Genomic DNA, 24,285 nt, shown 5'->3' with positions numbered 1-24,285 from the left:
GAATGCTGGGCTTAGTAAACATGAACTTTCTCCTTCCCGTTCGGTTTTGGACAATTTGGACATTATTTGGGCCGAGGCCATTGAATTTCTTCTGCTGACTGCCCTCTCGAGCACAATTTCGTCCCGGCGGCTGCTCTTTTCGGTCGGGAGCGTTGGACATTTTGGACATTCCCGGCGGAAAAGAAAAAGCTCTCCGACCCGGGACCCGGGGGAGAGCTTGGCTGCCTGCGCAAGCGCGTCTTGCGACGCCTGCTTTATTTGACTTTGACGATCGTGCCCTTCGCCTGCGACTCCATCGCCGCGATGATGACGTTCAGCGACTTCGCGCCTTCCTCGCCGGAGATGGACGGAGGCGTCTTCGTCAGGATCGATTCGACGAACGCGTCGATGACGCCGCTCGCAAGCTGCTTTTCGTTCGTCGAGATGCCGCCGACCTTATGCTTCTCGACCGAGCCGTCGCGCAGCTCGACGATCACTTGATCCTCCGGATGCGTGCCGATTTTCATGACGCCGTTCTCGCACCACAGCACCGTGCTGTTGTCTTCGCCGCGGTAGTATGTCCAGGACGCGACGAGCGAGCCGATGGCGCCGCTCTTCATGCGGAGAATGCACGTCGCGTTGTCGTCGACGTCGGTGTCTTCCTTATGCAGCGTGCCGACGAACGCGCCGACGTCCTCCACCTCGTCCTCTAGCATCCAGCGCATCAAATCCGCTTTATGTACGCCGAGGTCGCCCATCGCGCCGACGTACGCCTTCGGCTTCTGGAAAAACCAGCCGCCCTTGCCCTCGATGCTCCAGCCCTCCGGGCCGGGGTGCCCGAACGACGTGCGGAACGTCAACACTTTGCCGAGCTTGCCCGTTTTCAAAATTTCTTTCGCCTTCACGTGCGGCGGCATATACCGCTGATTATGTCCGATCATGAGGTAAACACCGTTCTTGCGGGCGGCCTCGATCATCGCCTGCGCTTCCTCGGCGGTTACGGCCATCGGCTTCTCGCAAAGCACGTGCGCGCCGGCGTTCGCCGCGTCGATCGAAACCGGGGCGTGCAGCGCGTTCGGCGTGCAAACGCTTACAGCGTCCGGCTTCTCGGCCGCGAGCATCGCCTTATGATCCGTGTACACCTTGCCGCCGTACTTGTCGGCCAGCTTCTGCGCCCGATCGGCGACCGGGTCGACGAAGGCGACGATTTCGACGTCCGGATGCGCGGCGTACTCCGGCGCGTGGCGATGAATGGCAATGGAACCGCTGCCGATAACGGCGATTTTCAACTTAGACATGGATATGAATCCCCTTTCGAACATGTTCGTTCCTATCATAACAAAACCCCGACCGTTTGCAACTGCCCGCTTTTAGCCCGGCACGACCGATAAATCCGGGGAGCGGCGATACTTCGTTGCCTGTTCGAACGCGTATGCGAGGCGGATCAGCTTCGGCTCCTCGAAGGCGCCCGCGACGAAAGAGAGGCCGACCGGCTCGCGGCCGGCGAAGCCCGCCGGTACTACGACGATCGGATAGCCGGCTTTGCACGCGATGCCGCAGCCCCAATTGTTCGGGAAGACGAGCGCGTCGAGGGAACGCTCCCGGAGGACGAAGTCGATTCCTTGCTCGCGCGACCGTTCGATATCTCGTCTTCTCGCCTCGAGATACTCCGGCTCGCGAAGGTCGCCGGAGGTCGCTTGCGATTCGAGCAGCACCGATTGGCCGTAAGCGAGCGCCCGGTCGGCATGCCGCTCGTTGAAGGCGATGAGCTCCTCCAGCGAATGAACCGGCACGTGCGGGCCGAGGCGGCCGAGATACGCGTTCAGCTCCGGCTTGAATTCGTATTTGAGCACGACGTAATCCCATTCGTCGTCCTCCGTCGGCATCGAGACGGGATCGACGACGTCGGCGCCCGCCTCGCGCAGCGCCGCGATCGCTTCTTCCATCCGCGCCGCCGTCTCCGGCGGGAGCTCCTTGAAGTAAGCGCGCGGAACGCCGATGGTCGCCCCTCGCAATCCCTCCGGGTCGAGGAACGCCGTATAATCGAGCGGCTCCCGGCCTTCGAGGGCGAACGTCGCCGCGTCCGCGGGGTCCGCTCCCGCGATCGCCGTCAGGAGCGCCGCCGCGTCCGCGACCGTTCGGGCGATCGGCCCCGCCGTATCCTGGCTGCGGGAGATCGGCACGATGCCGGCGCGGGAGACGAGCCCGACGGTCGGCTTGATGCCGGCGCACGCGTGTTGGCTAGCCGGGGAGATGATGGACCCCGACGTCTCCGTCCCGATCGCGCCCGCGGCGAAGTTCGCCGCGGCGGCGGCGGCGGAGCCGGAGCTCGAGCCGCCGACGAACGCGGTGCCGGGGTGGTACGGGTTTAGCACTTGCCCGCCCCGGGAGCTGTACCCCGAAGGCATCCGATCCGACATAAAATTCGCCCATTCCGTCATGTTCGTCTTCCCGAGCAAAATCGCGCCGGCCGCTCGGAGTTTCGCGGCGACGAACGCGTCCGCGTCCGCGAACGAGTCGGCCAGCGCGATCGAACCGGCGCTCGTATGCATCCGGTCGAAGGTGTCGATGTTATCTTTCAGGAGCACGGGAATGCCGTGCAACAGGCCCGCCGCGCGCCCCGCCGCCCGTTCCGCGTCCTTCTCCCGCGCGATGCGAAGCGCATCCGGGTTGATTTCGAGCACGGAATTGACGCTCATGCCGTTGCGGTCGTGCGTCAGAATGCGTTCGATATACATGAGCGTCAACCGTTCGCTCGTCGTCTCGCCGCGCCGCAGCGCTTCGGCGAGCTCGCGGATCGACCGCTCGGGGAGCCAGCGTTCGGAAAGCATTTTCAATGTCGGGTCCGTCGTCAAAGGCGTTGTTCCTCTCCTAAGTTAATAAGTAAAGATGACTTTCCCGATGACGTTGTCGAGCGGAATGCTCCCGATGGCGCGGCTGTCGGTGCTGTTGTTCCGATTGTCGCCCATGACGAACAGCCGGCCCTCCGGCACCGTGACCGCCTCCGCCGAAGCCCGCATCGGTTCGAGCACGTAGGGCTCCTCGAGCGCCTCGCCGTTGCGGACGACGAGGCCGTCCCGGAATTCGATCGTGTCCCCCGGCTTGCCGATGACCCGCTTGACCCACAAGTATTCCGCCGGTTCGCCGAACAGGCGCGCGACCAACGGGTGCTCCCGGACCGGGTCGAGCCACGAGCGGGGTTCGCCGATCCGGCTGTCGATAATGACGATGTCGCCGTACGCGTAGTCCGATTGGATTTTCAACGCGAACGTCGAATCGGCGTCGTTCAGCGTCGGCAGCATCGATTCGCCCTTGACTTGGAATGCTTGAAGCACGTAGGAATTTATCAAAATCGCCGCCGAAACCGCCACGACGCCCGTCTTCGTCCATTCCCAAAGCGATAGCCAAAAACCTTTGACCTTCATTACGTCCACGCTGCTTTCCTAGATGAATTCATGTATGTATTCGCAAAGATAGCGGGGAAATCCTTCCGTTCGCCGAAAGGAATTTCCGAAAGACGGAAAATCCCCCTTCCCAACCGAACGGATGTTTGCTATACTGAACGCAAACAAACGTTCCCACAAGGCGGTGTATCCTATGACAACTCAGCTTCAAAACTATCGATTCATCGAACGAGGTTTCGACTATACGTTTCGGTTTTATCCGAACGGAACGGTTACCATTATCGACAACGACAAGAACGTCTCCGTGAGGCCGAAGGAGTTGTCCGGAGCGCCGCTCGAATTTTTTGCCAGGAAGAAAATCCAATTCATTAAAAATAAATTGATCGAAGCGAATCGGAGCGCCGCCGGATAATCGCGAGAACGTCGCCGCAAAGCGGCCGAGACGCGGACGAGCCCCGCGCGGCCGCCGCGCGTCATGCGCGCAGTCGACCCGCGGGGCTCGGCTTTGCCGCGTCGCTTAGTCGCCCCGGCCTTTCCGATGCTGATGATTCGGCAGCTTCTCGTCCGGGTGACCGGCGCCGTTCCGCTTGCGGTTCATCTCGTCCTTCGCTTGCGTCTCCTTCACTTTGCGCACGAATTCCGACGTATCCGACGTCATGGCGTTCCCCTCCTTCGCTCGCCGATGTGCCCGCGCTTCCCGCTCGAAGCGCGGTACGGTTATCGTTCTGCCGAAGGGAAGGAATTATTCGCCTCGCGCGCGGTTCGCCAGCTCGATCAGCTGCGCCGCCGCGTCGCCGCGCCCAGCGATTAAATACGGATGTTCTTCCATGCCGGCGAACGGCGTGCCGTCGAAGCGAAGGACCGCCGCACCCGCCTCGCGCGCGATGAGGAGTCCCGCATAAAGATCGTCGCCCTCGGAGTCGTAGAGCACGACGCCGTCCAGCTGGCCGCGCGCGAGCATCGTCCAAAGCAGCGCAGGCGCCCACAGCCGAAGCGTACGCTTGCAAGTCTCGTCCAGCATCGCCTTTAGCCGCATCGCGCCCGGTTCCTTCTGCACCTGATGGCCTTGAATCCAGCCGACTGTCCGCTTGCGCAGCGGCTTCTCCGGATCGATCGCCGGCGCCGCGAGCGGCACGCCGTTGCAGGAGGCGCCTTGGCCGGCCGTCGCGCTGTACAGCCGATCCGTCATCGATTCGTAGACGACGCCGACGACGGGCTCGCGTCGATAGAGCAGCGTGACGGCTACGCCGAAAGCCGGCAGCCCGATCGCGAAATTGTTCGTCCCGTCCAGCGGATCTACGAGCCACAGCCAATCGCCCTCGACGCCGCTCCAACCCGTCTCCTCGCTGCGAATCGCGTCGTCCGGGAACGAAGCCCGAATCGCATCGAGAATGATGCGCTCCGCGTGTACGTCGACGTCGGTGACCAGATCGCCGAACTCGTCCTTCTCCTGCACGGTGTATTCGGATAGAAACCGTTGTTTCGCATAGCGGCCTGCGTCTCGCGCCGCGGCCTCGGCCACCGCCCTCGCCGCCGCGATCCGTTCTTCTTGGTTCATCCATGCCCCTCCTGTCGATCGATTCGGACGCCGCCCGCCAGGAGGGCGCGGCTGATCGCCTCCGCCGTCTCCGCCGCGCGCGGTCCGTCCCCATGGATGCAGATCGTATCCGCCTTCACGGCGACGACGATGCCTTGCGGCGTCGTCGCCGCGCCGTCGCGCGCGAGGCGGAGCGCCTGCGCGGCGACCGCGTCCGGCGCATCGAGGACGGCTCCGGGCTCGCCGCGCGGCATCAGCGTGCCGTCCGGACGGTAGGCGCGGTCCGCGAACGCCTCCTCCAGAACGCGGAGCCCGAGCGCGCGGCCCGCCGCGGCAAGGCGGCCGCCGGACAAACCGACGAGCGCCGGAGCGCCCGGCGCCCGCGCCGCCGCCTCCGCGAGCACCGCCGCGATGCGTTCGTCGGCCTCCGCTAGATGGTACAGAGCGCCATGCGGCTTGACATGCTGGACAACGCCGCCCTCCGCGGCGGCGATCGCATGCAGGGCGCCGATTTGATACAACGTAATATCGAAAGCCTCCTCCGGCGACAGCGCCATCGCCCGGCGCCCGAAGCCTTGCAGGTCCGGCAGGCCCGGATGGGCGCCGATACGAACGCCTTGCTCCAGGCAGCGGCGCACCGTTCGACGCATGACCGAGGCGTCCCCTGCGTGGAAGCCGCAGGCGATGTTGGCCGAGCTGACGTGCCGCAGCAGCGCTTCGTCTTCGCCGATCCGGTAGGCGCCGAAGCTTTCGCCCATATCCGCATTTAGATCGATCCGTTTCATAGTCGCGATCTCCCTTCCTCCTCCCGTTCGGCCCAGCGAATCCGCTCGCGCAGCCAGCGCAGCCGCTCCAGCCGTTCCATGTACGCGTCGACGGCCTGCTCCAGCTCGATGAGTTCGAAACGCACGACGTCGCCGGGCCTCGCTTGCGCGAGCAGACCGATGTCGACGGCGGCGATTTGCAGCAGACGGGGATACCCGCCCGTCGTCTGCCGGTCGGCCATGAGCGCGATCGGCATACCGTCCGGCGGCACCTGCACCGTGCCGGCCGTGACCGCTTCGGACAGCTGATCCGTGCGCACCGCCGCCGGCAGCGATGCCGCCATTCGGTAGCCCATCCGGTCCGACGCGCTTTGTACCGTGCAGGTCCATTCCCCCCGCTCGATGCTGCCGCGCACGATCGGGTCGAAGCGCTCCCATTCCCGGCCTCTCAAGGCGCGCACCGTGCGCTCGCCTGCGGCGTCCGGCGCCGAGAAACGCCACGCTTCGCCCAGATGCCAGCGCGGGTACGCCGCCGTCGGGCTCCGGCTTTCGCCTGCAGAGGCGAGAACCGCCGCGGGGTCGGCGATCGGCAGCCGATCGCCGACCTGCAGCGGGCGGCCGATCGACGCTTCGAACCCGCCTTTCGCGGCGGTCGAACGGCTGCCAAGCGCCTGCGGCGTGTCGAATCCGCCGGCGACCGCTACATACGCATAGCGCCCGGCCCGGGCCGTTCCGAAACGAATCGTCGTGCCGGCCGGTACGACGACGGGGCGCCACATCGGCAGCGGCGCGTCGTCGACGTACGGCTCCAGATCGGCGCCGCACACCGCGATACGCACGTCGGCGGTCGTCTCGAACGCGCCGCCCGCCAAGGTCAGCTCGAGCGCCGCCGCCCCCGGCTCGTTGCCCGCGAGCACGTTCGCCGCCGCGTGCGACGCCGCATCCATCGGTCCGCCGACCGGCACGCCGTACCGTTGCCACCCGGTCCGGCCCGCGTCCTGCACCGTCGTCCATAGTCCCGGTTTGCGCACGATCAACGCCATGGCTCCGCCGTCCCTTCCCTCTCGTCGTGGGCGACCCGGACGAAGACGACCGTATCCCCGACCTCGAGCAGGCTAGGGTCCGGCCGCTCCGGCCGAAACAGGCGCACCGACGTCCGGCCGATCAGGTTCCATCCCCCGGGGCTGGCCGTCGGGTAAATTCCCGCGTTACGCCCGGCGATGCCGACGCTTCCCGCCGGCACCGCCGCCCGAGGCGTATCGAGCCGCGGCGCCGACAGACGCTCCGAAAGCCCGCTCAAATACGGAAAGCCGGGAAGAAAGCCGATCATCGTTACGGTGTACCTTGCGCCTAGGTGAAGCTCGACCGCTTCCGATACGCTCAGTCCGGCCGCGGCCGCCAACGCGGGCAAGTCGGGACCGCACGCCTCGCAATAACAAAGCGGAATCGGGACGGTCTTTCCTCCCGCGTCATTGTCCGGCGCCGCTCCGTCCCGTTCCCACCGCGCGATGCGCTCCCGAAGCCATGCGACGACTCGATCGTAAGGAGCGGCGCGTTCCCCGGGAGCATGCGCAACGACCCACGGATCGAAATACACGCATACGGTTGTATAAGCCGGGACCTGCTCCACGTAACCCGGGAACGGTTCCGCCTCGAGCCTGCGCCCGAACGCGACGGCGCGCCGGTGCGTCCTCGGCTCGAACGTCGCCCCGAACGAGACGATGACGGCCGATTCGCCGAACGCGGCGAAGGCGGGCGCCTCATGAGCGCTGGCGTCCAAAAGTTTTCCCTCGCTTTCATTGTCGAGCTAATCGCTGTCTATGGCTTAAACCTTCTAAATATGACATACCCGAAGCTCGCGCCGAGCGCGTTCAAAATAAAATCATCGACGTCGAAGCTGCCGACCCGCAGCACCAGCTGCAGCAGCTCCGCGACGAACAGCCCGGCGAGGAACGTCGCCATCATTCCCGGGAACTTCCGGCAACGGCGCAGCAGCGCCGGCAGCAACAGTCCGTATGGGATGAACACGCCGACGTTGCCGAGTACGTTAACGGCCCATTGTCCCGTCGTGAAGGCGCTCGCATGAAAGACATACCGATGAATCGTATCGAAGGGAACGAGATTCCATCGATAGTCGGATGCGCCTGCTTCGAATGTCGTTCGGTCGAAACCGAGCAGCATCATATAAAGCAAAAAGGCAGTATATAAGCCGAAGAGGCTCCATACTGCCTTCCTGTCGATGCGCACCGCATGAAACATCGTCATCCCCCCGTCGCCGTCGCTCTAGCAGTCTACTCCCATTGTAGCCGATCGCAGACGCGGGTTCTATCGTTTTTTCCCAATTTAATGTAACAGGTCCGCCGCCTGACGCTCGATCAACGCGTCCTGGGCCGCCAGCGCCTCCGCCCCTGGCGCGGACGGCTTCGGCCGGCTGCGCGGCTCCGAGTCCCCCATCGCCGTCGCTTCGATGAAATAACGCGGTCTCCGCTTCGTCTCTTTATAAACCTTCCCTACATACTCGCCGACGACGCCGAGACATATCAGCTGAATGCCCCCGAGCAGCCAGGCGGTCAGCATCATCGACGTCCAGCCCGGCACGGCGGCGCCGCGCCCGTGCGCATACAGCGCGTATCCCCCCGCGGCGACGCTGGCGGCGAACAACGCGAGACCGGTCCCGAGCACGAGGCGGATCGGCGCGACGCTAAGCGACGTAATGCCGTTCCATGCGAAGGAAATCATCTTGCGGAGCGGATATTTCGATTCGCCCGCGAAGCGCGAACGCCGGTCGTAGGCGACCGTCGACGAACGAAGTCCGAGCTGCGGGATCAGCCCGCGAAGAAACAAGTTCGACTCGCCGTAACACGCGAGCTGCCCGATCGCCCGCGCGCTCATCAACCGGTAATCCGCATGATTCGGAATGACCGGCGTCCCCATGCGCTTCATCAGGGCGTAGAAGGCGTTCGCCGTTTCCCGCTTGAACCACGTATCCTCCGCGCGCGCCGCGCGCACGCCGTACACGATCTCGCAGCCTTCTTTATAACGTTCGATGAAGGCCTCGAACGCTTCCACATCGTCCTGCAGGTCCGCGTCGATGGAGATGACGCAATCCGCCGCCTCCTTCGCGTGCAGCAGTCCGGCCAGCAGCGCGTGTTGATGCCCTGCGTTGCGGGCGAGCTTTACCCCGCGCACGGCCGCGTCCCGCTCTCCGTACGCGACGATAATCGGCCACGTACTGTCCGAGCTGCCGTCGTCGACGAACAACATAAAGCTGTCCGGCGAGATCGCCTGACGCTCGATCAGCCGATCGAGCTGCGCCCGAATGCGCCGGATCGTCTCCGGAAGCACGGCCTCTTCATTAAAGCATGGAACGACGACGGCTAACGTCGGCTGCGTTTTCGAAACCAACAGCATTCTCCTCCTCTTTAGGTATCGCGATCAAGCCGGCGGCACGACGGCGACGCCGTGTGCCTGGTGGCGCCATAGCGTATCGGCGACCCGATCCGCCAGCCAATCGTCGCAATCCACGACTAGCACGATTTCCGTCTTCGGCGTCCGTTTCGCTTGCCGCTTGCGTCGGCGAGCGAACGCCAAGTCGATCGCGAGGCCGACCGCGAAGCCGGCGACCGCTCCGATCAGCCCCCAGTAAACAGGTCCCCAAGCGAGCGTCATGCCCAGCGAAGCGGTGACGACCGACGTCGCGGTGCCGAGCGCCATCCCGATGTCCAGCAACGAGCTGCCGTCGGAGCGGTGCATCGTATCGATCATGATTCGGCCGGAAGGGCGGCGCTCGAGCGGCACGGCGATCAACCGGCTGCGGGGAATGCCCTGCTCCTCCAGCTCGGCGATAGCGATCTCGACGTAGGTCGAATACGGGAACGACGCGATCACATGCACACGATTTCGCCTCAGCTTTCTTTCGGTTTAAACGACGGCAGCGCCGACGGGGAAAAGAAGGCGCGCTTCAAGTATTGCTTCATCTCCATGTCGAACAGCTTGTTCGTCTCGACCGTATTCACATAGGCGTCATAGGCGGTAAAGAAATAAATGGAAGGGATATATAAGGCCCACTCCCAATCGATCGCCATGATCGCCAAGTCCAATCGGCCCAGCATCGTATAATGCAGCACGAGATAACATTTCGACATATACGCCACTAAAATCCAAGTGACGGTCGCGAATAGCGCGTTAATGATGCGATGCGCATAAAGATAGCCCATCCCCGGAGCCAGCAGCGACCATATGAATGCGACCCAAGGCTTGCGTTTATCCAAGTAATTGATCTCGATCGGGCCGATGACGAAGCAGCCGATCGGCGCGTTCTCCCGTTGAGCCAAATACGTGAATTTATTCATGTCGACGGCCGACCGGTAGCTGTCGTACATCGCGAATAGGTAGACGGGCGCATACAGCGCCATCCACCGCCAATCGATGACCGCCTTCGCATCCTCGATCCGTCCGTTGAACGAATACACCATCGCCAAGTTCAACTGCGATTGGGTGTTGACGACGATCTCCCAGACGAACAACAAAAACCCGCGTAAATATTTTTGCAGCAGCAGATGACCGGTACCCGGAAAAGCCGCCGACCACCACAGGACGATCCACGGATTGCGGAAGTGGAGCTGCGTCGTCCCGAACAAGCTGATATCCGCAATTCTTCGGCGAATCGTGCGTTGCTCTCTAATCATCCTGCGCTCCCCTAACGTCATTGCCTCGGTTGGTATTTTCTGTTTTTCTCTCAAGTTTCATGCATTGCCCCCGACGATTTTGTATACTGAAGGGAACCTGCATTTTTCGGAAAAAGGAAGTGCCCCCTTGCAGCTGAAGAGATTGCAATCGTTCGTGCATATTGTCGAAAAGCGAAGCTTCACCGACGCCGCCCTCTCGCTCGGCCTGACGACGTCGGCCCTCAGCAAGCAAGTCAAGGCGCTCGAGGACGAGCTCGGCGCCTCGTTGTTTTACCGCGGAGCGAGCGTCGAACCGACGGCGGCGGGAAAACTCGTCTACGAGCGCGGCCGCGCGATGCTCCGCCAATGGGACGAGCTCGTCGCCGAGTGCCGCGTCCGCGCGGCTTCGCCGTCGGGGAAGCTGCGGGTCGGCGCTTCGACGGTCCCCGCCTCCTACCTGCTGCCCTCGATGCTGAAGGACCTGATCGAACGGTACCCCGGCGTGGAGTTCTCCGTCGTCGAGGACGATTCCGAGTCGACGCTCGCGCGGCTGGAGCAACGCCAGGTGGACGTCGCGCTCGTCGGCGACGTTCGACCGTCGGCCGCGCTGCGCTTCGAGGCCGTCGCCGAGGATACGATCGTCGTCGTCGCCGGCCGCCCGCACACGGCGTCGCCGAACGCGGAGCGAGCGTTGCCTCTGCCGACGGAGACTTGGATCGGCATGCCTTTCATATTGCGGGAGGAAGGGTCCGGCACCCGCAAAGCGCTCGCGCATGCGCTCGAACGGCTCGGCCGCTCGATCGGCGAGCTTCGCGTCGCCGCGGTGTCTTCGTCTACGGAATCCGCGCTTTCTTTCGCCGAAGCGGGCATCGGGGCGACCGCGGTGTCCCGATGGGCGTTATCCCCCTCCCGCAGCGTCTCGGTCGTCGCGGAGCTGCCGACAGAACGACGGTTTTACGCCGCGTACGAGGCGAGCCGGGGCGCCGACCCGTTGATCCGGCTGTTTCTGGAGGCGGCTTCCCGCCTGTCCGAATAAAAATTCGAGCCCTTTGCTTCTTTACAAGAACGAGGGGCGTTTGTTACAGTAAACGTTGAATTATTTTCAAATGTATATTGAATATTTGGAAACAGACAGAAAGTAGGAGATGGAGCATGAACAAGCAAGTACGGAAGATCGCGTGGATCGTCGCCGCGGCGCTCGTATTCGTCGCGACGGCAGGTTGCGTCGGCGGCGGCGAATCGGGCGCAGGGGAGAACGCTCCGTTCCGCATCGCAGTCATTCCGGTCCAGACGGAAGGGCAGCTCGGCGAAGCGATGACGCGACTTCAGAGCATTTTAACGGAAGCGCTGGACCGCGAGGTCGATATTCAAAACTACCCGGATTACAACGGCGTGGTCGAGGCGATGAATTTCGGCCATGTCGACATGGCGTTCTTCGGACCGCTCACGTATGTGGTCGCGCACCAGAAGAGCGGCGCGGAAGCGATCGTCGTTCAATTGGTGAAAGGCAAGCCGTTCTATCATTCTTACATCATTACGCACAAAGACCATCCGTGGAATACGCTCGACGAGTTGTTCGCCGATCCCGGCGCCGTCTCGTTCGCCTTCGGCGACCCCAGCTCAACCTCCGGCTCGCTCGTGCCCGGCGTCGAGTTAAAGTCCCGCGGCGTACTCGTTTCGGAAAACGAATCGAAGCTGAAGGAACTCCGCTACACCGGATCGCACGATGTTACGGCGCTCGCCGTGCAAAATAAAGACGTGGACGCCGGCGCGATCGACAGCGCCATCTTCGAAAACTTGGTCGAGCAAGGCACGATCGACGGCGACCGGTTGAAAGTCATCTGGCAGTCCGACGCGCTGTACCAATATCCGTGGGCCGTCAAGAAGGGCACCGATCCCGACACCGTCAAGCTGCTGCAGGAAACCTTCGCCGGCATTACCGATGAAGCGGTCTTGTCCGGCTTCGGCATTTCCGGCTTTGCCCCGGCCAGCAACGAAGATTACGAATCGATTCGCGCCGTCGCGCAAGCGGAGGGCCGCCTCGAATAACGGGGGCATCGCTCATGATTTGGCTAAAGAAAAGCACGGCGATCGCAGGCATCGCCCTAGCCGCCGCCGTCGCGGCCAGCTGGAGCGGCCTTGGCCTCGACTGGAGCGGCTGGGCCGCCGTTTCGAATATTGCGACATTCCTGCGCAACGATTGGCTGCCGCCCGACTGGTCCGTCTTGCGGGAAGCGATCCGCCAGTCGGTCGTCACGGTCGAGATCGCGTTCCTCTCCACGTTCCTTGCCTTGCTCGTCGCCATGCCGCTTAGCTTTATGGCCGCCGGCAACGTCGCCGCTCCTTGGCTGAGAAGCGTCGTTCGAGCGTTCCTCAGCTTTCTGCGTTCGGTGCCCGAGATTGTCTTCGGTCTTGTGTTCGTCGTCGCAGTCGGTCTCGGGCCGATGGCCGCGGTGTTAGCCATATGGCTGCACAATATCGGCGTGCTGGGAAAGCTCGTCTCCGAGCTCGTCGAGGCGGCGGACCCGGCGCCGCAGGAGGCGCTTCGCGCCGCCGGGGCGTCGAAGTCCATGGTGGCGCTATACGGGATTTTGCCTCAGATCGCTCCGAACGTCGTGTCGCAATATTTCTACCGGTTCGAGGTCGCGATCCGCACCTCCCTCATTTTGGGCTTCATCGGCGCGGGCGGCATCGGACAACAATTGTTTCTCCATTTTAAAATATTTAAATACGCGCAAGTGACCGTGGACGTGCTGGTGATTATGGCGCTCGTCATCGGCGCCGACACGCTGAGCGCATGGGTGCGCAGACGGATGATGTAATCGGGCGCCGTCGGGCGTCTAATGGATCGGGGACTTCGCGGGTTGGGGGGAAGAGGAGAGCGATGGGCGTAAGATTAAATCGTGTTACGGTCTCGTACGGCAAGCGCGGCGGCGCCTCCGCGTTGGCGGACGTCTCGCTCGAATTCCGCCCCGGCGAAATGGTCGGCGTGCTCGGTCGAAGCGGCGCCGGCAAGACGACGTTGATTCGATGCATCAACGCGCTTGTCCGGGCGACGTCCGGCACCGTCGAAGTCAACGGCCGGAGCCTCGCGGGCCTCGGCGCGCGGGAGCTGCGCGAGGTGCGTTCGCGCATCGGCATGGTGTTCCAGCAGTTCGGGCTCGTGCCGCGCACGACGGCGTTGACGAACGTGCTGCTCGGCGCGATCGGGCAGCGCCCGGCTTGGCGCAACGCGGTCGGCTACTTCGACGCCGAAGAGCGCGCCCGCGCCTTGGCGGCGCTGGAGGCCGTGGAGCTCGGCGGCCTCGGCTCGCGACGCGTCGATCAGCTGAGCGGCGGCCAGCAGCAGCGCGTCGCTATCGCCAGAGCGCTGATGCAGCGCCCTTCGGTGCTTCTCGGCGACGAGCCGGTTTCCAGCCTCGACCCCGTCACGTCGCGCGGCATCCTCGAGCTGTTCGCGCGCATCCACGCCGAGGACCCTCGCCGCATCACCGTCGTCAACCTGCACGACCCAGAGCTCGCGCTTGCCTACTGCACCCGCATCATCGGCTTGCGCGAAGGCCGCGTCGTCTTCGACGGCCCGCCGGATGCCGTGGACGCCTCCGCCCGCCTCGCGATCTACGGGGGCTAAGAGGGGCGCGGCCCCCCACGGCGCGCGGCACCGCGATAGTCGGAGTTTCTCCGACTATCCGGCCCCCGACGGCGCGCGGCACCGCAATAGTCGGAGTTTCTCCGACTATCCGGCCCCCGTCGGCGCGCACCGCCGCGATAGTCGGAGTTTCTCCGACTATTTGCCCTCAACCGGCGTCCACCACCCCGATAGTCGGAGTTTCTCCGACTATCCGGCCCCCGACGGCGCTCAGCACCGCGATAGTCGGAGTTTCTCCGACTATACCCAATATTCCCGCAGCGCTTCCGGCCGCAGGCGGTACAAGCTTACGCGTAACGAACCGGCGGGAACCGGCTCCAACACGCCGTCCGCAACGAGCCGACGAAGCACGGCGAGCGTCGGCTTGTCGCTAAGCCCTAACCACGCTCTTGCCTCCCGAGGCCGTACCTCGCCGCCTAACGCCATCGCTCTTCTCACGATCGTATCGCACAAGGGAGACCGCTCCTGCACGAACGTAGAAGGGCCGAATCGGGCGATCCACGCTTCCAATAGGCGTCGACACTCGTGTGGTCGTTCGATAATATCGTCGTAAGCGAAACGGGCGATCCGCCACCCCATGGTTTGGAAAATGACGTCCCTTCGGCGCTCATCCGCGAATTTCCAACGATCGATATCCCTCAAGTGGGGGCCGAACCCATCCACCTCCAAATCCCAGAGGCAGCAGGCGTATACGTAAGCGTTATCCATAAACCGTACGCGGCCCGTCGGATCCATCACCTCGTGCTCCGGGATCAAGTGGTCCAGCGAACCGAATATCGGAAACCATACATTCCTGAGGAAGGCGATCTCCGCGTTCCCGTACTTCTCCTTCAACCTTCGACGTCGTTCCCCCTTACTTTCCGCAACATGCGCTTCAAACCATTTTTCGAAAACGGCATCGAACTTCATAGCGCCTCCTTCTCCCATACGAAAAAAGCATCCGCCGCCGCCCGAAGGCGAAACGGCGCATGCTTTGCGCGCGGGTCGATTAATTTGATTCCAGCATAACACGCCCCGGCCGGCGCCGGCAAGACGGGAGGCGCAGGCGAGCCAGCGGCGGGGCGATCCGACGCGCGGGCCCCGGCCGGCGCCGGCAAGACGGGAGGCGCGGGCGAGCTGCGGCGGAAGCGCAAAGACGCGCGCGGGTCCGTCGGCGTCCGCTACCCCCTCCCCTCGGCGCGGGCGAGCCTCCGGCGGAAGCGCTCCGGGGCGCAGCCTTCCCACTGCTTGAAGACGCGGCTGAAGTGCGACAGATGCTTAAAGCCGACGCATTCGCTTACTTCCGAGACGGAGAGATCGTTTTCGAGCAAAAATAAGGTTTTCGCCTGGTTAATGCGCCGCTGATACAAAAACTGAAACACCGTCCAGCCCGTCCACGCCTTGAACATGCGCGCTAAGTAGTGCCGGCTGACGTGCAGCTCGCGCTCCAGCGCCTCCATCGTCACGTCCTCGGCGTAATGCGCCTCGATATATTCGATGACGCGCTGCACATGGCGCTCCCGGTCGGTGCGCGCCGTCTCCGCCCGGTCCATCGGCTTGCGGCACAGGTCGTTGATCACGTACAGCAGCTCCACGAACCGCAGCAAGAACCGCTCGTACGCATGCTCCTCGGGGGACGCGTACAGCGCGCCCATATCCGCGAGGAGCGCTTCGACCTCGGCCCGCCGTTCCCCGACCTGGAGCCGATAGTTGCGCAGCTCCTCGAAGGGCCGCAGCAGCGGCGCCGTGTACTTTCGGTTCATAAACTCATGCAAAAATTCCGGATGAAAATGTATCATGCTCCGCACGTACGGCTCCCGCAAATCCGGATTCGGCGTATGCAGCGTCAGCCCGTGCATCAAAATCAAATCGCCCGGCTGCAGCGTGTAGACGTTCGGCCCGATCACGTAATTGCAGCGGCCGCTGTGGAAATAAAACACCTCGTAAAACGGATGCGAATGGAACGTCATCCCCGGATCGCCGGTTCGACGATACCCAAGCTCGACGGGTCTCATGGACGGAGTTCCTCCCGCAGGCGGACTTTCCCCCCATTGTACCCGATCCTCGGGGGTTATTCTACCCGCTCCGCCGCCAGCTGCGCGCGGACGCACAGCTCGCCGGCCTTCAGCGCGTGCGCCTGCGTCATCGCCTTTTCCGTCCGGTGGAGGCAATCCAAAATCAACTCCCCGAAGAACGGGTAACCGACCTGCCCGTGCAACGACAGATGCTTCTCGCCTTCGCCGTTCACCAAATACAAGTGATCCGGCGTCGCCTCGCGCCCGATGTCGATATACTTGCGCAGCTCGATATAGCCTTCCGTGCCGAGGATGATCGTCCGTCCGTCGCCCCACGTGCCGAGGCCCGCCGGGGTGAGCCAATCGACGCGGAAATAGTTCGTCGCCCCGTTGTCGCCGATGAGCGTCGCGTCGCCGAAATCCTCCAGCTCGGGGTAGTCCTTGCAATGGTAATTCGCCACTTTGCTGGAGGCGACGCGGGCGTCCTTGCAGCCGGCGTAAAACAAAAACTGCTCGATCTGATGGCTCCCGATATCGCACAGAATGCCGCCGTACTGCGCTTTCTTGAAAAACCAATCCGGCCGCGAAGGCGCGTTCAGCCGATGCGGCCCCGTGCCGATCACCTGCACGACGCGCCCGATCGCGCCGTCCGCGATCAGCTGGCCCGCGAATACCGCGCTTTCCACATGGAGGCGTTCGCTATAATAGACCATATATTTCTGCCCAGTGCGCGCCGTCGCCTCCCGCGCCGCCTCCACCTGCTCCAGCGACGTGAACGGCGTCTTATCCGTGAAGTAATCCTTCCCGTGCGCCATGACGCGAAGGCCCAGCGCGCAGCGCTCCGACGGAATCGCCGCGCCCGCCACGAGCCGCACGTCGGCGTCCTGCAAAATTTCGTCCAAGTCGCGGGCGACCCGCGCCTGCGGGTATTTCGCGACGAACGCTTCCACCTTCTTCGGGTCCGGATCGTACACCCACTTCAAGGTGCCGCCCGCCTCGAGCAGCCCGTTCGTCTGCCCGTAAATATGCCCGTGCTCGAGCGCCGTCGCGGCGAAGACGAACTCGCCGGCTTCGACGACAGGCTTCGGCTTCCCTTGCGGCGCGTAATTCATGCCGTCGTTTCTTTGCATTTCGCGCGTTCCTCCCCAGTATGCGTGAATCCCGTATCTTACGAGTTGAACGTGCCGGCGACGTTCGCGATTCGGTCGGACGCCGTCTCCGGTTTCTTGTACTTCGAATTCCGGATCCGCTCTTGCAGCAGTTCGTAGTACAGCTCCTCGTCGATCGGCAGGTTCGCCCAGTCGTCCGTCCACGTGGACAGATGCATCGCGTTCGACAGCGTCAGGCCGAGAATGCCTTCTTCGCCCGGCGCGATCAGCGGCGCGCCGCGCAAAATCGCGTCTACGAAATTTTGCGTAATGCCCATATGCCCCGGGTTGTCGCCCTTCACCGGAATGTCGCACCTCCAGGCCTCCGGCGCGCCGAACGTGCCGGTGAACGTCGCGTTGAATTCCGGCTCCGGCGTGCGCAGCCGCCAGAACGTCAGCTTATCGTCCTCGACGACGATCTTGCCGCGGTCGCCCGTCACCTCGAACCGGTTCGTGCCCGGCGCTTCGCCCGTCGTCGTCACGAACACGCCCGTCGCCCCGTTCGCGTACTCCACATAAGCGGTTACATCGTCCTCGACCTCGATGTCGCGGTATTTGCCGAAGTGGCAAAACGCCCGCACCCGCGTCGGCATCATGCCGATCGTCCATTGCCACAGGTCGAGCTGATGCGGGTCTTGATTGATCAGCACGCCCCCGCCTTCGCCGGCCCACGTCGCCCGCCAGCCGCCGGAATTATAGTAGCTCTGCGACCGATACCAGTTCGTGATGATCCAATTCGTGCGGCGCACCTCGCCGAGCTCGCCGGAGGAGATCAAGTCGCGCAGCTTCATATAAAGCGGGTTCGTGCGTTGATTGTACATAATCGAAAACACCTTGCCGCTCGCCGCCGCCGCTTCGTTCATTAGGCGCACCTGCTTCGTGTATACGCCGGCCGGCTTCTCGATCAGCACGTGAAGGCCGTGCCGGAACGCGGCGATCGCGCAGTCCGGATGATCGTAATGCGGCGTCGCGACCAGCACCGCGTCCACGAGCCCCGAGGAAAACATGCTTTCCGGATCGGCGAACGTCGCGACGCCGTCCCCGAACGTCTCCTTCGCCAGATTGCGCTTCGATTCGAACAAATCGCTCACCGCCGTCAGCGCGGCGCCCTTTACCTTGCCGGCCGCCAAATACTGCGCGTGCCCCCAGCCCATATTGCCCATGCCCACGATGCCGATGCGGACTTCATTCATTGTTCAAACATCCCTTTCTCGGAAAATGATTTCGATTACGCGTATACTTCCTCCGCGAGCGAACGGAACCAGGCGGCGTACGTCGCCAGCATCGTCTTGCTGTCATGCGTGCCGCTGAAATCTTCGACGCCGAACCAGCCGTCATACCCGATCGCTTTCAAATCGGCGAGCACCTGCTTCCAATCGACGATGCCGCGGTCGAGCGCGACCCACCGGCAGCTCCACGCGTCCCCCGCTTTCTCGCCCGGAAACCAACCCGCGTTCTTGACGTGCACATGCGCGAGGTACGGTCCCAGGAGCTCAAGGCCCATCCGGTAGTTTTCGTACCCCTCGTGCACGAGGTTGCCGGGATCGTACAAGACGCCGATATGCTCGGGGGAAAACCGCTCGACGAGCCGATGGGCAAGCGAAGCGCTCGCCGTAATCGTCTGGTGATGCGTCTCGACGAGCCCCTTGACGCCGTACTTTTTCGAAAACGCTTCGACCTGCTCTAGGTACGCAACCGCTTTCGCAAACAGCTGACGATAGTCGGCCGTGCGATCGTACCGCGGCACGCCGACCCGGATCGCCTTCGCGCCGAGCCGCTGCGCGCGGCGCATCGCCGTCTCCGTCGCCTCGACGTCGTTCACGGTCAAATACGGCGTCAGCGCCGCCGTCGTCATGCCTTGCGCCCGCACCGCTTCCGCCAGCGCGTCCAGTTCCGCATCCGTCACCGTCCGCGGATCGATCGTACATAAATTATTGCCCCAGAACGAGGGAGCTTCGCCCTTGCGCTCGGGCGCCGTGGACGTATATCTCCACTCGATGCCTTGAAGCCCTGCTTCTTTCGCGGCGCGAATGAGCGCTTGCGGCGTCAAATCCGGCGTCGCGACCGTAAATACGGATAATTTCATGGCGCATCTCCTTTGCTTCCGCAACTGTACTAACCATACCATAGGGAGGGCCGCCTCGGGTTAACTTACGTTGGGCAGTCGTCGGAAGCATTTAACTGTGGTTGACATATTCGGCGCGACGCAGAAAAAAAACGCGTTCGCCGGCAGCGACGCGGCGAACGCGGTTCCTTAGCTATCTACTTCTCTTTCCGTCGAACGCCCGTCGCCGGGAAGCCCGGCTTTCGCTCGACCGCGTACCGGTCGCCGAGCTCCTCCGCGAACTCCGTCTCCTCGGCGCTGCCCCGCTCGCGCGTATCGTACTTCGGCACCTGCGGCATCCGGTATTCGTTATTGTCGACCGATTGCTTGTTTTGTCCGCGACCCATGCCAATCCATTCCTCCTTCTCATCGTGGTTCGACCGCATCTTAGTATGCGCCGAACGCCTCGTCGAGTTGCGCTCCGGTCAAATATCCGATGAGGAAGAAGATCGTCGTCCAGACGAACGCCCCCCCGTACGCGAATATCGCGAACGTGCGAAATTTCATCGCGTTGGCGCCGACGACGTACGGCATGACGTTGCGAACGAACGGTATGAAATACGTAAACAGCAGCGCGGCGCTGCCGTATTTGTCGATCAGCCGCTGCGCCCGCTCGATCGCTTTCTCCGCTCTAGGACGCCGTCCCACCCGGCGAAGAATCGGCTGGCCGACATAGCGCCCGATCACGAAGCCGACCGTCATCCCGCAGCAAACGCCGAGATAGGCCATCAGGAAGGCGGGAACGGCGAGCAGCGCGCCGCTCGACGAAGCCGCGCCGCCCGTCATGACGACGACCTCGTTCGGAATCGGCAGCCCGACGAGACCTAAGCAAAAAGCGAAAAATAATGCCGCATAACCGTAATCCGCCAATAAAACTTCGAACTCCACCGCAACGCCCGCTTTCCCGAAACCATCGCTTTATTTCTCCGAATCTTGATCTTCGTTGTCTAGTGTAACGCGATTTGCAGGAAAGGGGAACCATCTAAAGTCTAGTTCGAGGAGTTATCTTCCGGACATCTCCCCGCGGCGGAAGCTAACGCAGATGCGAAACGCCCGCAGCTTGAGGCACCAGCTCCACCCCGAAGCCGTCCGCCGCAGCGCCGTTCCCCGCCTCGGGGCCTCCGCCGTCATCCACGCCCGGCGAGCCGCCGCCTCCAACCGCTCCCGCTCCTCGCGCGCTTTCATTTCCTCTACGTACGGATGATGCATTCGTCACGCCCCCTTGTGAAATCTCTTCCTCTTATTGTAAACTTGTAAAAGAGGAAGAAAAGTGAAAGTGTATATTTTTGCATTTCACCTTTACTAGAAGTTCGCACCTTCGGGGGGGATCGGCATGCAGCTGGAGATGCACTATCTGAACTTATTCGATAACATCGGCGCGGCGAAGACGGGCGAGACGCATCCCGTCACCGTGGAGCGGCTTCTACGCACGTTCCAATGTACGGATAGGAACGCAAAGCTCATCATTCGGAAGATGGAAGAGCTCGGTTGGATCGCCTGGCAGCCCGGCCGCGGGCGCGGGCGGACGTCGGAGATCGCGCTGCTCGCCGACCCGGAGACGCTGCTCGAGGACATTGCCCGGCGGCTCGCCGAGCAAGGCGACGTACGCGGCGCGATGCGCCTCGTCCAGGAGCGGAGCCGACGCCCGGAAGCGGCCGAACGGTTCGCGGGATGGCTGACGGAGTTTTTCGGCTTTTCCCGCGACGATCGGCGGGAGCGCCCGCTCGATACGCTGCGGGATCCGGTGTATGATCAGATTGTTTCCTTCGATCCGGCCGACGTGTACTTCGCGATCGAAGGCCACATATGCCGCCAAATATACGACACGCTGACGAAATACGACCCGAACCTGGAGGATGCCGTGCCGAGGCTGGCTCATCATTGGGAGTCGAACGAGGACGGAACGCTGTGGACTTTCTACTTGCGCAAGGGCGTTCTGTTTCATCATAAGCGAGAGCTTGTCGCGGACGATGTCGTCTACACGTTCAGAAGATTAAGCGAACACCCGAATTACGGCGTCGTCGCCGAGGTCGCCGCCATCGGGCCGCATGTCGTACAATTTCGACTTCGGGAGTCTTGCGTTTGGTTTCCGCGGTTGCTCGGCTTCGACTTCGCTTCGATTCTGCCGAGCGAATTGCTCGAGCAGCAAGGGGAACGATTCTTTGATTTGCCGGTCGGCACCGGGCCGTTCCAGCTCGTCCGAAGGACGGATCGCCTCTGCGTCTTGGATGCGTTTCCGCATTACTTCTTGAGCCGAGCGCACCTCGACCGGGTGGAGCTCCACTTCGTCTCGAGCGACGACGATTTGCTCTCGATGACGACGCAGCTCGATCTCATACAGAAAGGCGCTTGCGGCATCCCGGGCGCCTTCGGCGGCGGCTCGTATACCCGGCTCCGCACCTCGACCTCGAGCAGTTCTCGACTGATCACATTCAATTTGCGGCGCGAGGGACCGCAGCAGCAGCCGGCGTTCCGGCAAGCGCTGCGCGAGATCATCGACCGCGAGCGGCTGATGAAGGAACTCGGCGACGATCGGCTCCAACTCGCGGAAGGGTTCTTGCGCGAGGCGAACGAACGCCCTCGACTTGCGAGGAAATCGGATCCGGAGCGCATCCGGTCGTTGCTGTCGCAATCCGGGTACGACGGACAAGCGCTCGTCTTCGACGCGAACGTCAATCGGGAGAAGGAAGTGCGGTTTATTTGCGAGCAGGCGGCAGCTTACGGCATCGCATTGCAGCCGCGGCTTTCGAGGCACTGCGATTTTCAGACGTTCGCCAACGACGAACCGGGTCATCTTATTTTCTATAGCATCGTGATGGAGGAGGGGGAAGCGACGCTCGTCGATCTCGTGTTCTCAAAGCGCAGCGGCGTCGGGATGCATTTGCTCGACGATGCCAGTCGGGATATCGCCCGGGACATCATGCGCCGCATGTTTCGAGAACCGACGATCGCCGGCCGATGGCGTTGCGTCGCCGAGCTTTCCGACGCGGTTCGCGCCTCGAACGCCATGATTTTTCTGTTCCATGCCGCGTTCGATTCGTATTTCGATCCGAAGATCGGAGGCGTCGAGCATAACGCGCTCGGCATGATCGACTTTCGGAACGTATGGTTTAAAGTCGCGAAATGACAAGACGGCCTCCGCGCAAGCGTGGAGGCCGTCTTCATTTTCGTTAGTAGGGGAAGTCGTTCCAATCGATCGGCGTCACCTTGCCTGCCGACCAATCCTCCCGCGTAATCGCGTAGCCGACGGAATCGTATAACGTCCCGCCCGTCGGCCATGCCTTCCGGTGGTACGCCTCCTTCACGAAGCCGGCCTTCACGAACGTCTTGCGCATCGCATAGTTATCCGCGCGCGTATGTCCCTCTAGGCGAGGCTTGTCCTCGAACCGCGTAAACACGTACTCGGCGAGCAGTCGGACAGCCGTCTCGCCGATGCCGCGCCCTCGGCTCTGTTCGCCGAGCCGAACGTCGAACATCGGAGTCGGGTCGCCGAGATCGAACACGCGGACAAGCCCGAGCTTCGCCGCCGACGCCCCTTCGCCTTCCACGATCCAAAATGTCCGCTGCTCTTCGTCCGTGTACCGCCCGCTCGCGAGCCCTTCGCGAACGCTTTCCGCCGACGGATTCGGATTTCCGTGGTACGGCCATGTTTGGCTCGACAGAAACTCGACCAGCGCTTCTTCGTCCGTCGCGGGGTCGAACGCCTGCAATGAAAGGGATGAATTCATTCGGGGGAAGACCTCCTTACGAATAAATATCTTCTTACGCGAGGAAAACCGGGGATGCGCCCCCGGTTTTCCTCGTTCACACCCGGAACGGCTGCAGCCGTTCGTTGAGCGCGCGCGTCTGCGCATAGACGTCCTTGTACACCTCGAACAGCTCGGCGTACCGATCCGCGTTTGCGGCGATCGGCGCAAACGCCCGGCCGTACTCGAGGAACGCCTTCGCGCAGTCGGCGAGCGAGCCGAACCAGCCGCAGCCGACCGCTGCCAGCATCGCCGCGCCCATGCCCGGCCCTTGCTCGTTCTTCATCGCGACGACCTCGGCGCGGAACACGTCGGCCTGCATCTGCAGCCAATCCGGATTTTTCGCGCCGCCGCCGATCGAGACGATCCGCCCGACGGACTTGCCCGCGGCGCGGAACAGCTCGATCGATTCGTTCAGCGAGAACGTGATGCCTTCCATGACGGCGCGAGCGAAGTCGGCGCGCCCATGCGACGCGTCCATGCCGATAAAGCTGCCGCGAATGACGGCGTCCGCGTGCGGCGTCCGCTCGCCGACGAGATACGGCGTGTACAGCAGCCCCTTCGAGCCGACCGGCACGGCGCCGACGTCCTTCAGCAGCTCGCCGAAGGAGACGCCCGGCGCGAACGTGTCGCGGAACCAGCCGAGGCTGTGGCCCGCCGACAGCGTGACGCCCATCGCGTAATACGCGTCCGGCGCGGCATGGTTAAAGAAATGCACCTTGCCGGCGAAGTCTCGGTTTTTATCGTTCTCGTACGCGAGGATGAAGCCCGACGTGCCGATGCTGCACATCGCCGCGTCCTCGGACAAGATGCCGGCGCCCGTCGCGCCGCACGCGTTGTCGGCGCCGCCCGCGAACACCTTCGTCGCGGCGGATAATCCGGTCGCGTTCGCGATCTCCGGGAGCAGCGTGCCGACGAGCGCGCCGGCCTCGACGAGCGGCGGGCAGAGCGCGCGGTCGACGCCGACGCGCCGCGCCACCTCGTCGCTCCACGCCTTCGCCCGCACGTCGAGCAGCAGCGTACCCGCCGCGTCGGACAAATCCATCGCGACGTCGCCCGTCAACCGATAGCGAACGTAGTCCTTTGGCAGCACGAACACGCTCCCGCGCGCGTACAGCTCCGGTTCGTGCTCCTTCACCCACAGCAGCTTAGGCAGCGTGAAGCCTTCGAGCGCCGGATTGCGCGTAATCTCTAGGAGCTCCGCGCCGAGCGCCGCCTCGATGTCGCGGCATTGCTTCGTCGTGCGCGTGTCGTTCCACAAAATCGCGTTGCGCACCGGCTTTCGGTCCGCGT

The 24,285-nt window shown here is 63.0% G+C and carries 28 protein-coding genes; 6 read left to right on the top strand and 22 right to left on the bottom strand.

All coding sequences use genetic code 11. The features are described 5' to 3' along the window. Positions 1-254: 254 nt before the first annotated feature. From VEZ38_RS09830 to lepB, 3 genes are all read right to left on the bottom strand, one after another. The gene (locus tag VEZ38_RS09830; RefSeq protein ID WP_324893178.1) at positions 255-1,277 is read right to left on the bottom strand and encodes a Gfo/Idh/MocA family oxidoreductase; all 1,023 of its coding nucleotides are present in this window, start codon (positions 1,275-1,277) and stop codon (positions 255-257) included. Between the two features lie 72 nt (positions 1,278-1,349). Beyond that, a complete protein-coding gene (locus tag VEZ38_RS09825; protein WP_324893180.1) occupies positions 1,350-2,810 on the bottom strand; it encodes an amidase family protein in 1,461 nt (486 codons plus the stop codon). 45 nt (positions 2,811-2,855) lie between these two features. Next, positions 2,856-3,404 carry a signal peptidase I gene (gene lepB / locus VEZ38_RS09820; RefSeq protein ID WP_324893179.1) on the bottom strand — a complete coding sequence of 183 codons (549 nt, stop codon included), beginning with the start codon at positions 3,402-3,404 and terminating at the stop codon, positions 2,856-2,858. 172 nt (positions 3,405-3,576) lie between these two features. On the opposite strand from lepB, the gene VEZ38_RS09815 reads away from it, so the two are divergent. Next, on the top strand, positions 3,577-3,795 hold the full coding sequence (locus VEZ38_RS09815) for a hypothetical protein (protein ID WP_324893177.1): 219 nt from the start codon (positions 3,577-3,579) through the stop codon (positions 3,793-3,795). A 105-nt stretch (positions 3,796-3,900) separates the two neighbouring features. On the opposite strand, the gene VEZ38_RS09810 is transcribed toward VEZ38_RS09815, so the two are convergent. From VEZ38_RS09810 to VEZ38_RS09770, 9 genes are all read right to left on the bottom strand, one after another. Then, complete coding sequence (locus VEZ38_RS09810) at positions 3,901-4,041, bottom strand: DUF4023 domain-containing protein (protein WP_324893176.1); 141 nt, start codon at positions 4,039-4,041, stop codon at positions 3,901-3,903. An 84-nt stretch (positions 4,042-4,125) separates the two neighbouring features. Beyond that, positions 4,126-4,941: an inositol monophosphatase gene (locus VEZ38_RS09805; RefSeq protein WP_324893175.1), complete on the bottom strand. Its 816-nt coding sequence runs from the start codon at positions 4,939-4,941 to the stop codon at positions 4,126-4,128. Further along, positions 4,938-5,705 carry a 5-oxoprolinase subunit PxpA gene (locus tag VEZ38_RS09800; RefSeq protein WP_324893174.1) on the bottom strand — a complete coding sequence of 256 codons (768 nt, stop codon included), beginning with the start codon at positions 5,703-5,705 and terminating at the stop codon, positions 4,938-4,940. Before VEZ38_RS09800 ends, VEZ38_RS09805 begins: the two co-directional genes overlap by 4 nt. After that, complete coding sequence (locus tag VEZ38_RS09795) at positions 5,702-6,727, bottom strand: biotin-dependent carboxyltransferase family protein (protein WP_324893173.1); 1,026 nt, start codon at positions 6,725-6,727, stop codon at positions 5,702-5,704. Before VEZ38_RS09795 ends, VEZ38_RS09800 begins: the two co-directional genes overlap by 4 nt. After that, positions 6,718-7,464 (bottom strand): 5-oxoprolinase subunit PxpB, encoded by a 747-nt coding sequence (gene pxpB / locus VEZ38_RS09790; RefSeq protein WP_324893172.1) that lies wholly within the window; start codon positions 7,462-7,464, stop codon positions 6,718-6,720. The genes VEZ38_RS09795 and pxpB overlap by 10 nt, the downstream gene beginning before the upstream one ends. Before the next feature lie 38 nt (positions 7,465-7,502). Beyond that, complete coding sequence (locus VEZ38_RS09785; protein WP_324893171.1) at positions 7,503-7,943, bottom strand: VanZ family protein; 441 nt, start codon at positions 7,941-7,943, stop codon at positions 7,503-7,505. Positions 7,944-8,027: 84 nt separating this feature from the next. After that, entirely contained in the window at positions 8,028-9,095 is a 1,068-nt protein-coding gene (locus tag VEZ38_RS09780) for a glycosyltransferase family 2 protein (protein ID WP_324893170.1), read from the bottom strand. Positions 9,096-9,119: 24 nt separating this feature from the next. Beyond that, positions 9,120-9,578: a hypothetical protein gene (locus VEZ38_RS09775; RefSeq protein ID WP_324893169.1), complete on the bottom strand. Its 459-nt coding sequence runs from the start codon at positions 9,576-9,578 to the stop codon at positions 9,120-9,122. A gap of 11 nt (positions 9,579-9,589) precedes the next feature. Then, positions 9,590-10,372 (bottom strand): hypothetical protein, encoded by a 783-nt coding sequence (locus VEZ38_RS09770; RefSeq protein WP_324893168.1) that lies wholly within the window; start codon positions 10,370-10,372, stop codon positions 9,590-9,592. A 127-nt stretch (positions 10,373-10,499) separates the two neighbouring features. On the opposite strand from VEZ38_RS09770, the gene VEZ38_RS09765 reads away from it, so the two are divergent. The 4 genes from VEZ38_RS09765 (at position 10,500) to phnC (ending at position 13,982) form a co-directional block, all read left to right on the top strand. Then, complete coding sequence (locus tag VEZ38_RS09765; RefSeq protein ID WP_324893167.1) at positions 10,500-11,387, top strand: LysR family transcriptional regulator; 888 nt, start codon at positions 10,500-10,502, stop codon at positions 11,385-11,387. A gap of 116 nt (positions 11,388-11,503) precedes the next feature. Then, a complete protein-coding gene (gene phnD / locus VEZ38_RS09760) occupies positions 11,504-12,400 on the top strand; it encodes a phosphate/phosphite/phosphonate ABC transporter substrate-binding protein (protein WP_324893166.1) in 897 nt (298 codons plus the stop codon). A gap of 14 nt (positions 12,401-12,414) precedes the next feature. Then, on the top strand, positions 12,415-13,173 hold the full coding sequence (phnE, locus tag VEZ38_RS09755) for a phosphonate ABC transporter, permease protein PhnE (RefSeq protein ID WP_324893165.1): 759 nt from the start codon (positions 12,415-12,417) through the stop codon (positions 13,171-13,173). Positions 13,174-13,235: 62 nt separating this feature from the next. After that, positions 13,236-13,982 carry a phosphonate ABC transporter ATP-binding protein gene (phnC, locus tag VEZ38_RS09750; protein ID WP_324893164.1) on the top strand — a complete coding sequence of 249 codons (747 nt, stop codon included), beginning with the start codon at positions 13,236-13,238 and terminating at the stop codon, positions 13,980-13,982. A gap of 258 nt (positions 13,983-14,240) precedes the next feature. On the opposite strand, the gene VEZ38_RS09745 is transcribed toward phnC, so the two are convergent. From VEZ38_RS09745 to VEZ38_RS09710, 8 genes are all read right to left on the bottom strand, one after another. Further along, positions 14,241-14,834, bottom strand: coding sequence for a hypothetical protein (locus VEZ38_RS09745; RefSeq protein WP_324893163.1), 594 nt, complete (start codon positions 14,832-14,834; stop codon positions 14,241-14,243). Positions 14,835-15,160: 326 nt separating this feature from the next. After that, complete coding sequence (locus VEZ38_RS09740; protein ID WP_324893162.1) at positions 15,161-15,994, bottom strand: AraC family transcriptional regulator; 834 nt, start codon at positions 15,992-15,994, stop codon at positions 15,161-15,163. A gap of 56 nt (positions 15,995-16,050) precedes the next feature. Continuing rightward, a complete protein-coding gene (locus tag VEZ38_RS09735; protein WP_324893161.1) occupies positions 16,051-17,124 on the bottom strand; it encodes a Gfo/Idh/MocA family oxidoreductase in 1,074 nt (357 codons plus the stop codon). A gap of 38 nt (positions 17,125-17,162) precedes the next feature. Beyond that, positions 17,163-18,335, bottom strand: coding sequence for a Gfo/Idh/MocA family oxidoreductase (locus VEZ38_RS09730; RefSeq protein ID WP_324893160.1), 1,173 nt, complete (start codon positions 18,333-18,335; stop codon positions 17,163-17,165). A gap of 35 nt (positions 18,336-18,370) precedes the next feature. Continuing rightward, a complete protein-coding gene (locus VEZ38_RS09725; RefSeq protein WP_324893159.1) occupies positions 18,371-19,228 on the bottom strand; it encodes a sugar phosphate isomerase/epimerase family protein in 858 nt (285 codons plus the stop codon). 176 nt (positions 19,229-19,404) lie between these two features. After that, a complete protein-coding gene (locus VEZ38_RS09720; RefSeq protein WP_324893158.1) occupies positions 19,405-19,593 on the bottom strand; it encodes a YfhD family protein in 189 nt (62 codons plus the stop codon). Positions 19,594-19,633: 40 nt separating this feature from the next. Further along, on the bottom strand, positions 19,634-20,134 hold the full coding sequence (locus VEZ38_RS09715; RefSeq protein ID WP_324893157.1) for a DedA family protein: 501 nt from the start codon (positions 20,132-20,134) through the stop codon (positions 19,634-19,636). Between the two features lie 114 nt (positions 20,135-20,248). Beyond that, the gene (locus VEZ38_RS09710; RefSeq protein ID WP_324893156.1) at positions 20,249-20,455 is read right to left on the bottom strand and encodes a hypothetical protein; all 207 of its coding nucleotides are present in this window, start codon (positions 20,453-20,455) and stop codon (positions 20,249-20,251) included. 124 nt (positions 20,456-20,579) lie between these two features. Between VEZ38_RS09710 and VEZ38_RS09705 the strand changes: the two genes are divergently transcribed. Continuing rightward, a complete protein-coding gene (locus VEZ38_RS09705) occupies positions 20,580-22,373 on the top strand; it encodes an ABC transporter substrate-binding protein (RefSeq protein WP_324893155.1) in 1,794 nt (597 codons plus the stop codon). A 43-nt stretch (positions 22,374-22,416) separates the two neighbouring features. On the opposite strand, the gene VEZ38_RS09700 is transcribed toward VEZ38_RS09705, so the two are convergent. Continuing rightward, a complete protein-coding gene (locus VEZ38_RS09700) occupies positions 22,417-22,974 on the bottom strand; it encodes a GNAT family protein (protein WP_324893154.1) in 558 nt (185 codons plus the stop codon). Between the two features lie 76 nt (positions 22,975-23,050). After that, the coding region (gene xylB, locus VEZ38_RS09695) for a xylulokinase (protein ID WP_324893153.1) at positions 23,051-24,285 on the bottom strand (1,235 nt) is incomplete at its 5' end.

Source organism: Paenibacillus sp. (assembly GCF_035645235.1).
Classification (GTDB): domain Bacteria; phylum Bacillota; class Bacilli; order Paenibacillales; family YIM-B00363; genus Paenibacillus_AE.
This window is presented reverse-complemented; position numbering and strand designations above follow the sequence as displayed.

Excerpts from the sequence above, each read along its gene's own strand:
- VEZ38_RS09830 (WP_324893178.1), bottom strand. The coding sequence starts at position 1,277 with ATGTCTAAGTTGAAAATCGCCGTTATCGGCAGCGGTTCCATTGCCATT.
- VEZ38_RS09825 (WP_324893180.1), bottom strand. The coding sequence starts at position 2,810 with ATGCTTTCCGAACGCTGGCTCCCCGAGCGGTCGATCCGCGAGCTCGCC.
- lepB (WP_324893179.1), bottom strand. The coding sequence starts at position 3,404 with ATGAAGGTCAAAGGTTTTTGGCTATCGCTTTGGGAATGGACGAAGACG.
- VEZ38_RS09815 (WP_324893177.1), top strand. The coding sequence starts at position 3,577 with ATGACAACTCAGCTTCAAAACTATCGATTCATCGAACGAGGTTTCGAC.
- VEZ38_RS09810 (WP_324893176.1), bottom strand. The coding sequence starts at position 4,041 with ATGACGTCGGATACGTCGGAATTCGTGCGCAAAGTGAAGGAGACGCAA.
- VEZ38_RS09805 (WP_324893175.1), bottom strand. The coding sequence starts at position 4,941 with ATGAACCAAGAAGAACGGATCGCGGCGGCGAGGGCGGTGGCCGAGGCC.
- VEZ38_RS09800 (WP_324893174.1), bottom strand. The coding sequence starts at position 5,705 with ATGAAACGGATCGATCTAAATGCGGATATGGGCGAAAGCTTCGGCGCC.
- VEZ38_RS09795 (WP_324893173.1), bottom strand. The coding sequence starts at position 6,727 with ATGGCGTTGATCGTGCGCAAACCGGGACTATGGACGACGGTGCAGGAC.
- VEZ38_RS09785 (WP_324893171.1), bottom strand. The coding sequence starts at position 7,943 with ATGTTTCATGCGGTGCGCATCGACAGGAAGGCAGTATGGAGCCTCTTC.
- VEZ38_RS09780 (WP_324893170.1), bottom strand. The coding sequence starts at position 9,095 with ATGCTGTTGGTTTCGAAAACGCAGCCGACGTTAGCCGTCGTCGTTCCA.
- VEZ38_RS09770 (WP_324893168.1), bottom strand. The coding sequence starts at position 10,372 with ATGATTAGAGAGCAACGCACGATTCGCCGAAGAATTGCGGATATCAGC.
- phnD (WP_324893166.1), top strand. The coding sequence starts at position 11,504 with ATGAACAAGCAAGTACGGAAGATCGCGTGGATCGTCGCCGCGGCGCTC.
- phnE (WP_324893165.1), top strand. The coding sequence starts at position 12,415 with ATGATTTGGCTAAAGAAAAGCACGGCGATCGCAGGCATCGCCCTAGCC.
- phnC (WP_324893164.1), top strand. The coding sequence starts at position 13,236 with ATGGGCGTAAGATTAAATCGTGTTACGGTCTCGTACGGCAAGCGCGGC.
- VEZ38_RS09740 (WP_324893162.1), bottom strand. The coding sequence starts at position 15,994 with ATGAGACCCGTCGAGCTTGGGTATCGTCGAACCGGCGATCCGGGGATG.
- VEZ38_RS09735 (WP_324893161.1), bottom strand. The coding sequence starts at position 17,124 with ATGCAAAGAAACGACGGCATGAATTACGCGCCGCAAGGGAAGCCGAAG.
- VEZ38_RS09730 (WP_324893160.1), bottom strand. The coding sequence starts at position 18,335 with ATGAATGAAGTCCGCATCGGCATCGTGGGCATGGGCAATATGGGCTGG.
- VEZ38_RS09725 (WP_324893159.1), bottom strand. The coding sequence starts at position 19,228 with ATGAAATTATCCGTATTTACGGTCGCGACGCCGGATTTGACGCCGCAA.
- VEZ38_RS09720 (WP_324893158.1), bottom strand. The coding sequence starts at position 19,593 with ATGGGTCGCGGACAAAACAAGCAATCGGTCGACAATAACGAATACCGG.
- VEZ38_RS09710 (WP_324893156.1), bottom strand. The coding sequence starts at position 20,455 with ATGCATCATCCGTACGTAGAGGAAATGAAAGCGCGCGAGGAGCGGGAG.
- VEZ38_RS09705 (WP_324893155.1), top strand. The coding sequence starts at position 20,580 with ATGCAGCTGGAGATGCACTATCTGAACTTATTCGATAACATCGGCGCG.
- VEZ38_RS09700 (WP_324893154.1), bottom strand. The coding sequence starts at position 22,974 with ATGAATTCATCCCTTTCATTGCAGGCGTTCGACCCCGCGACGGACGAA.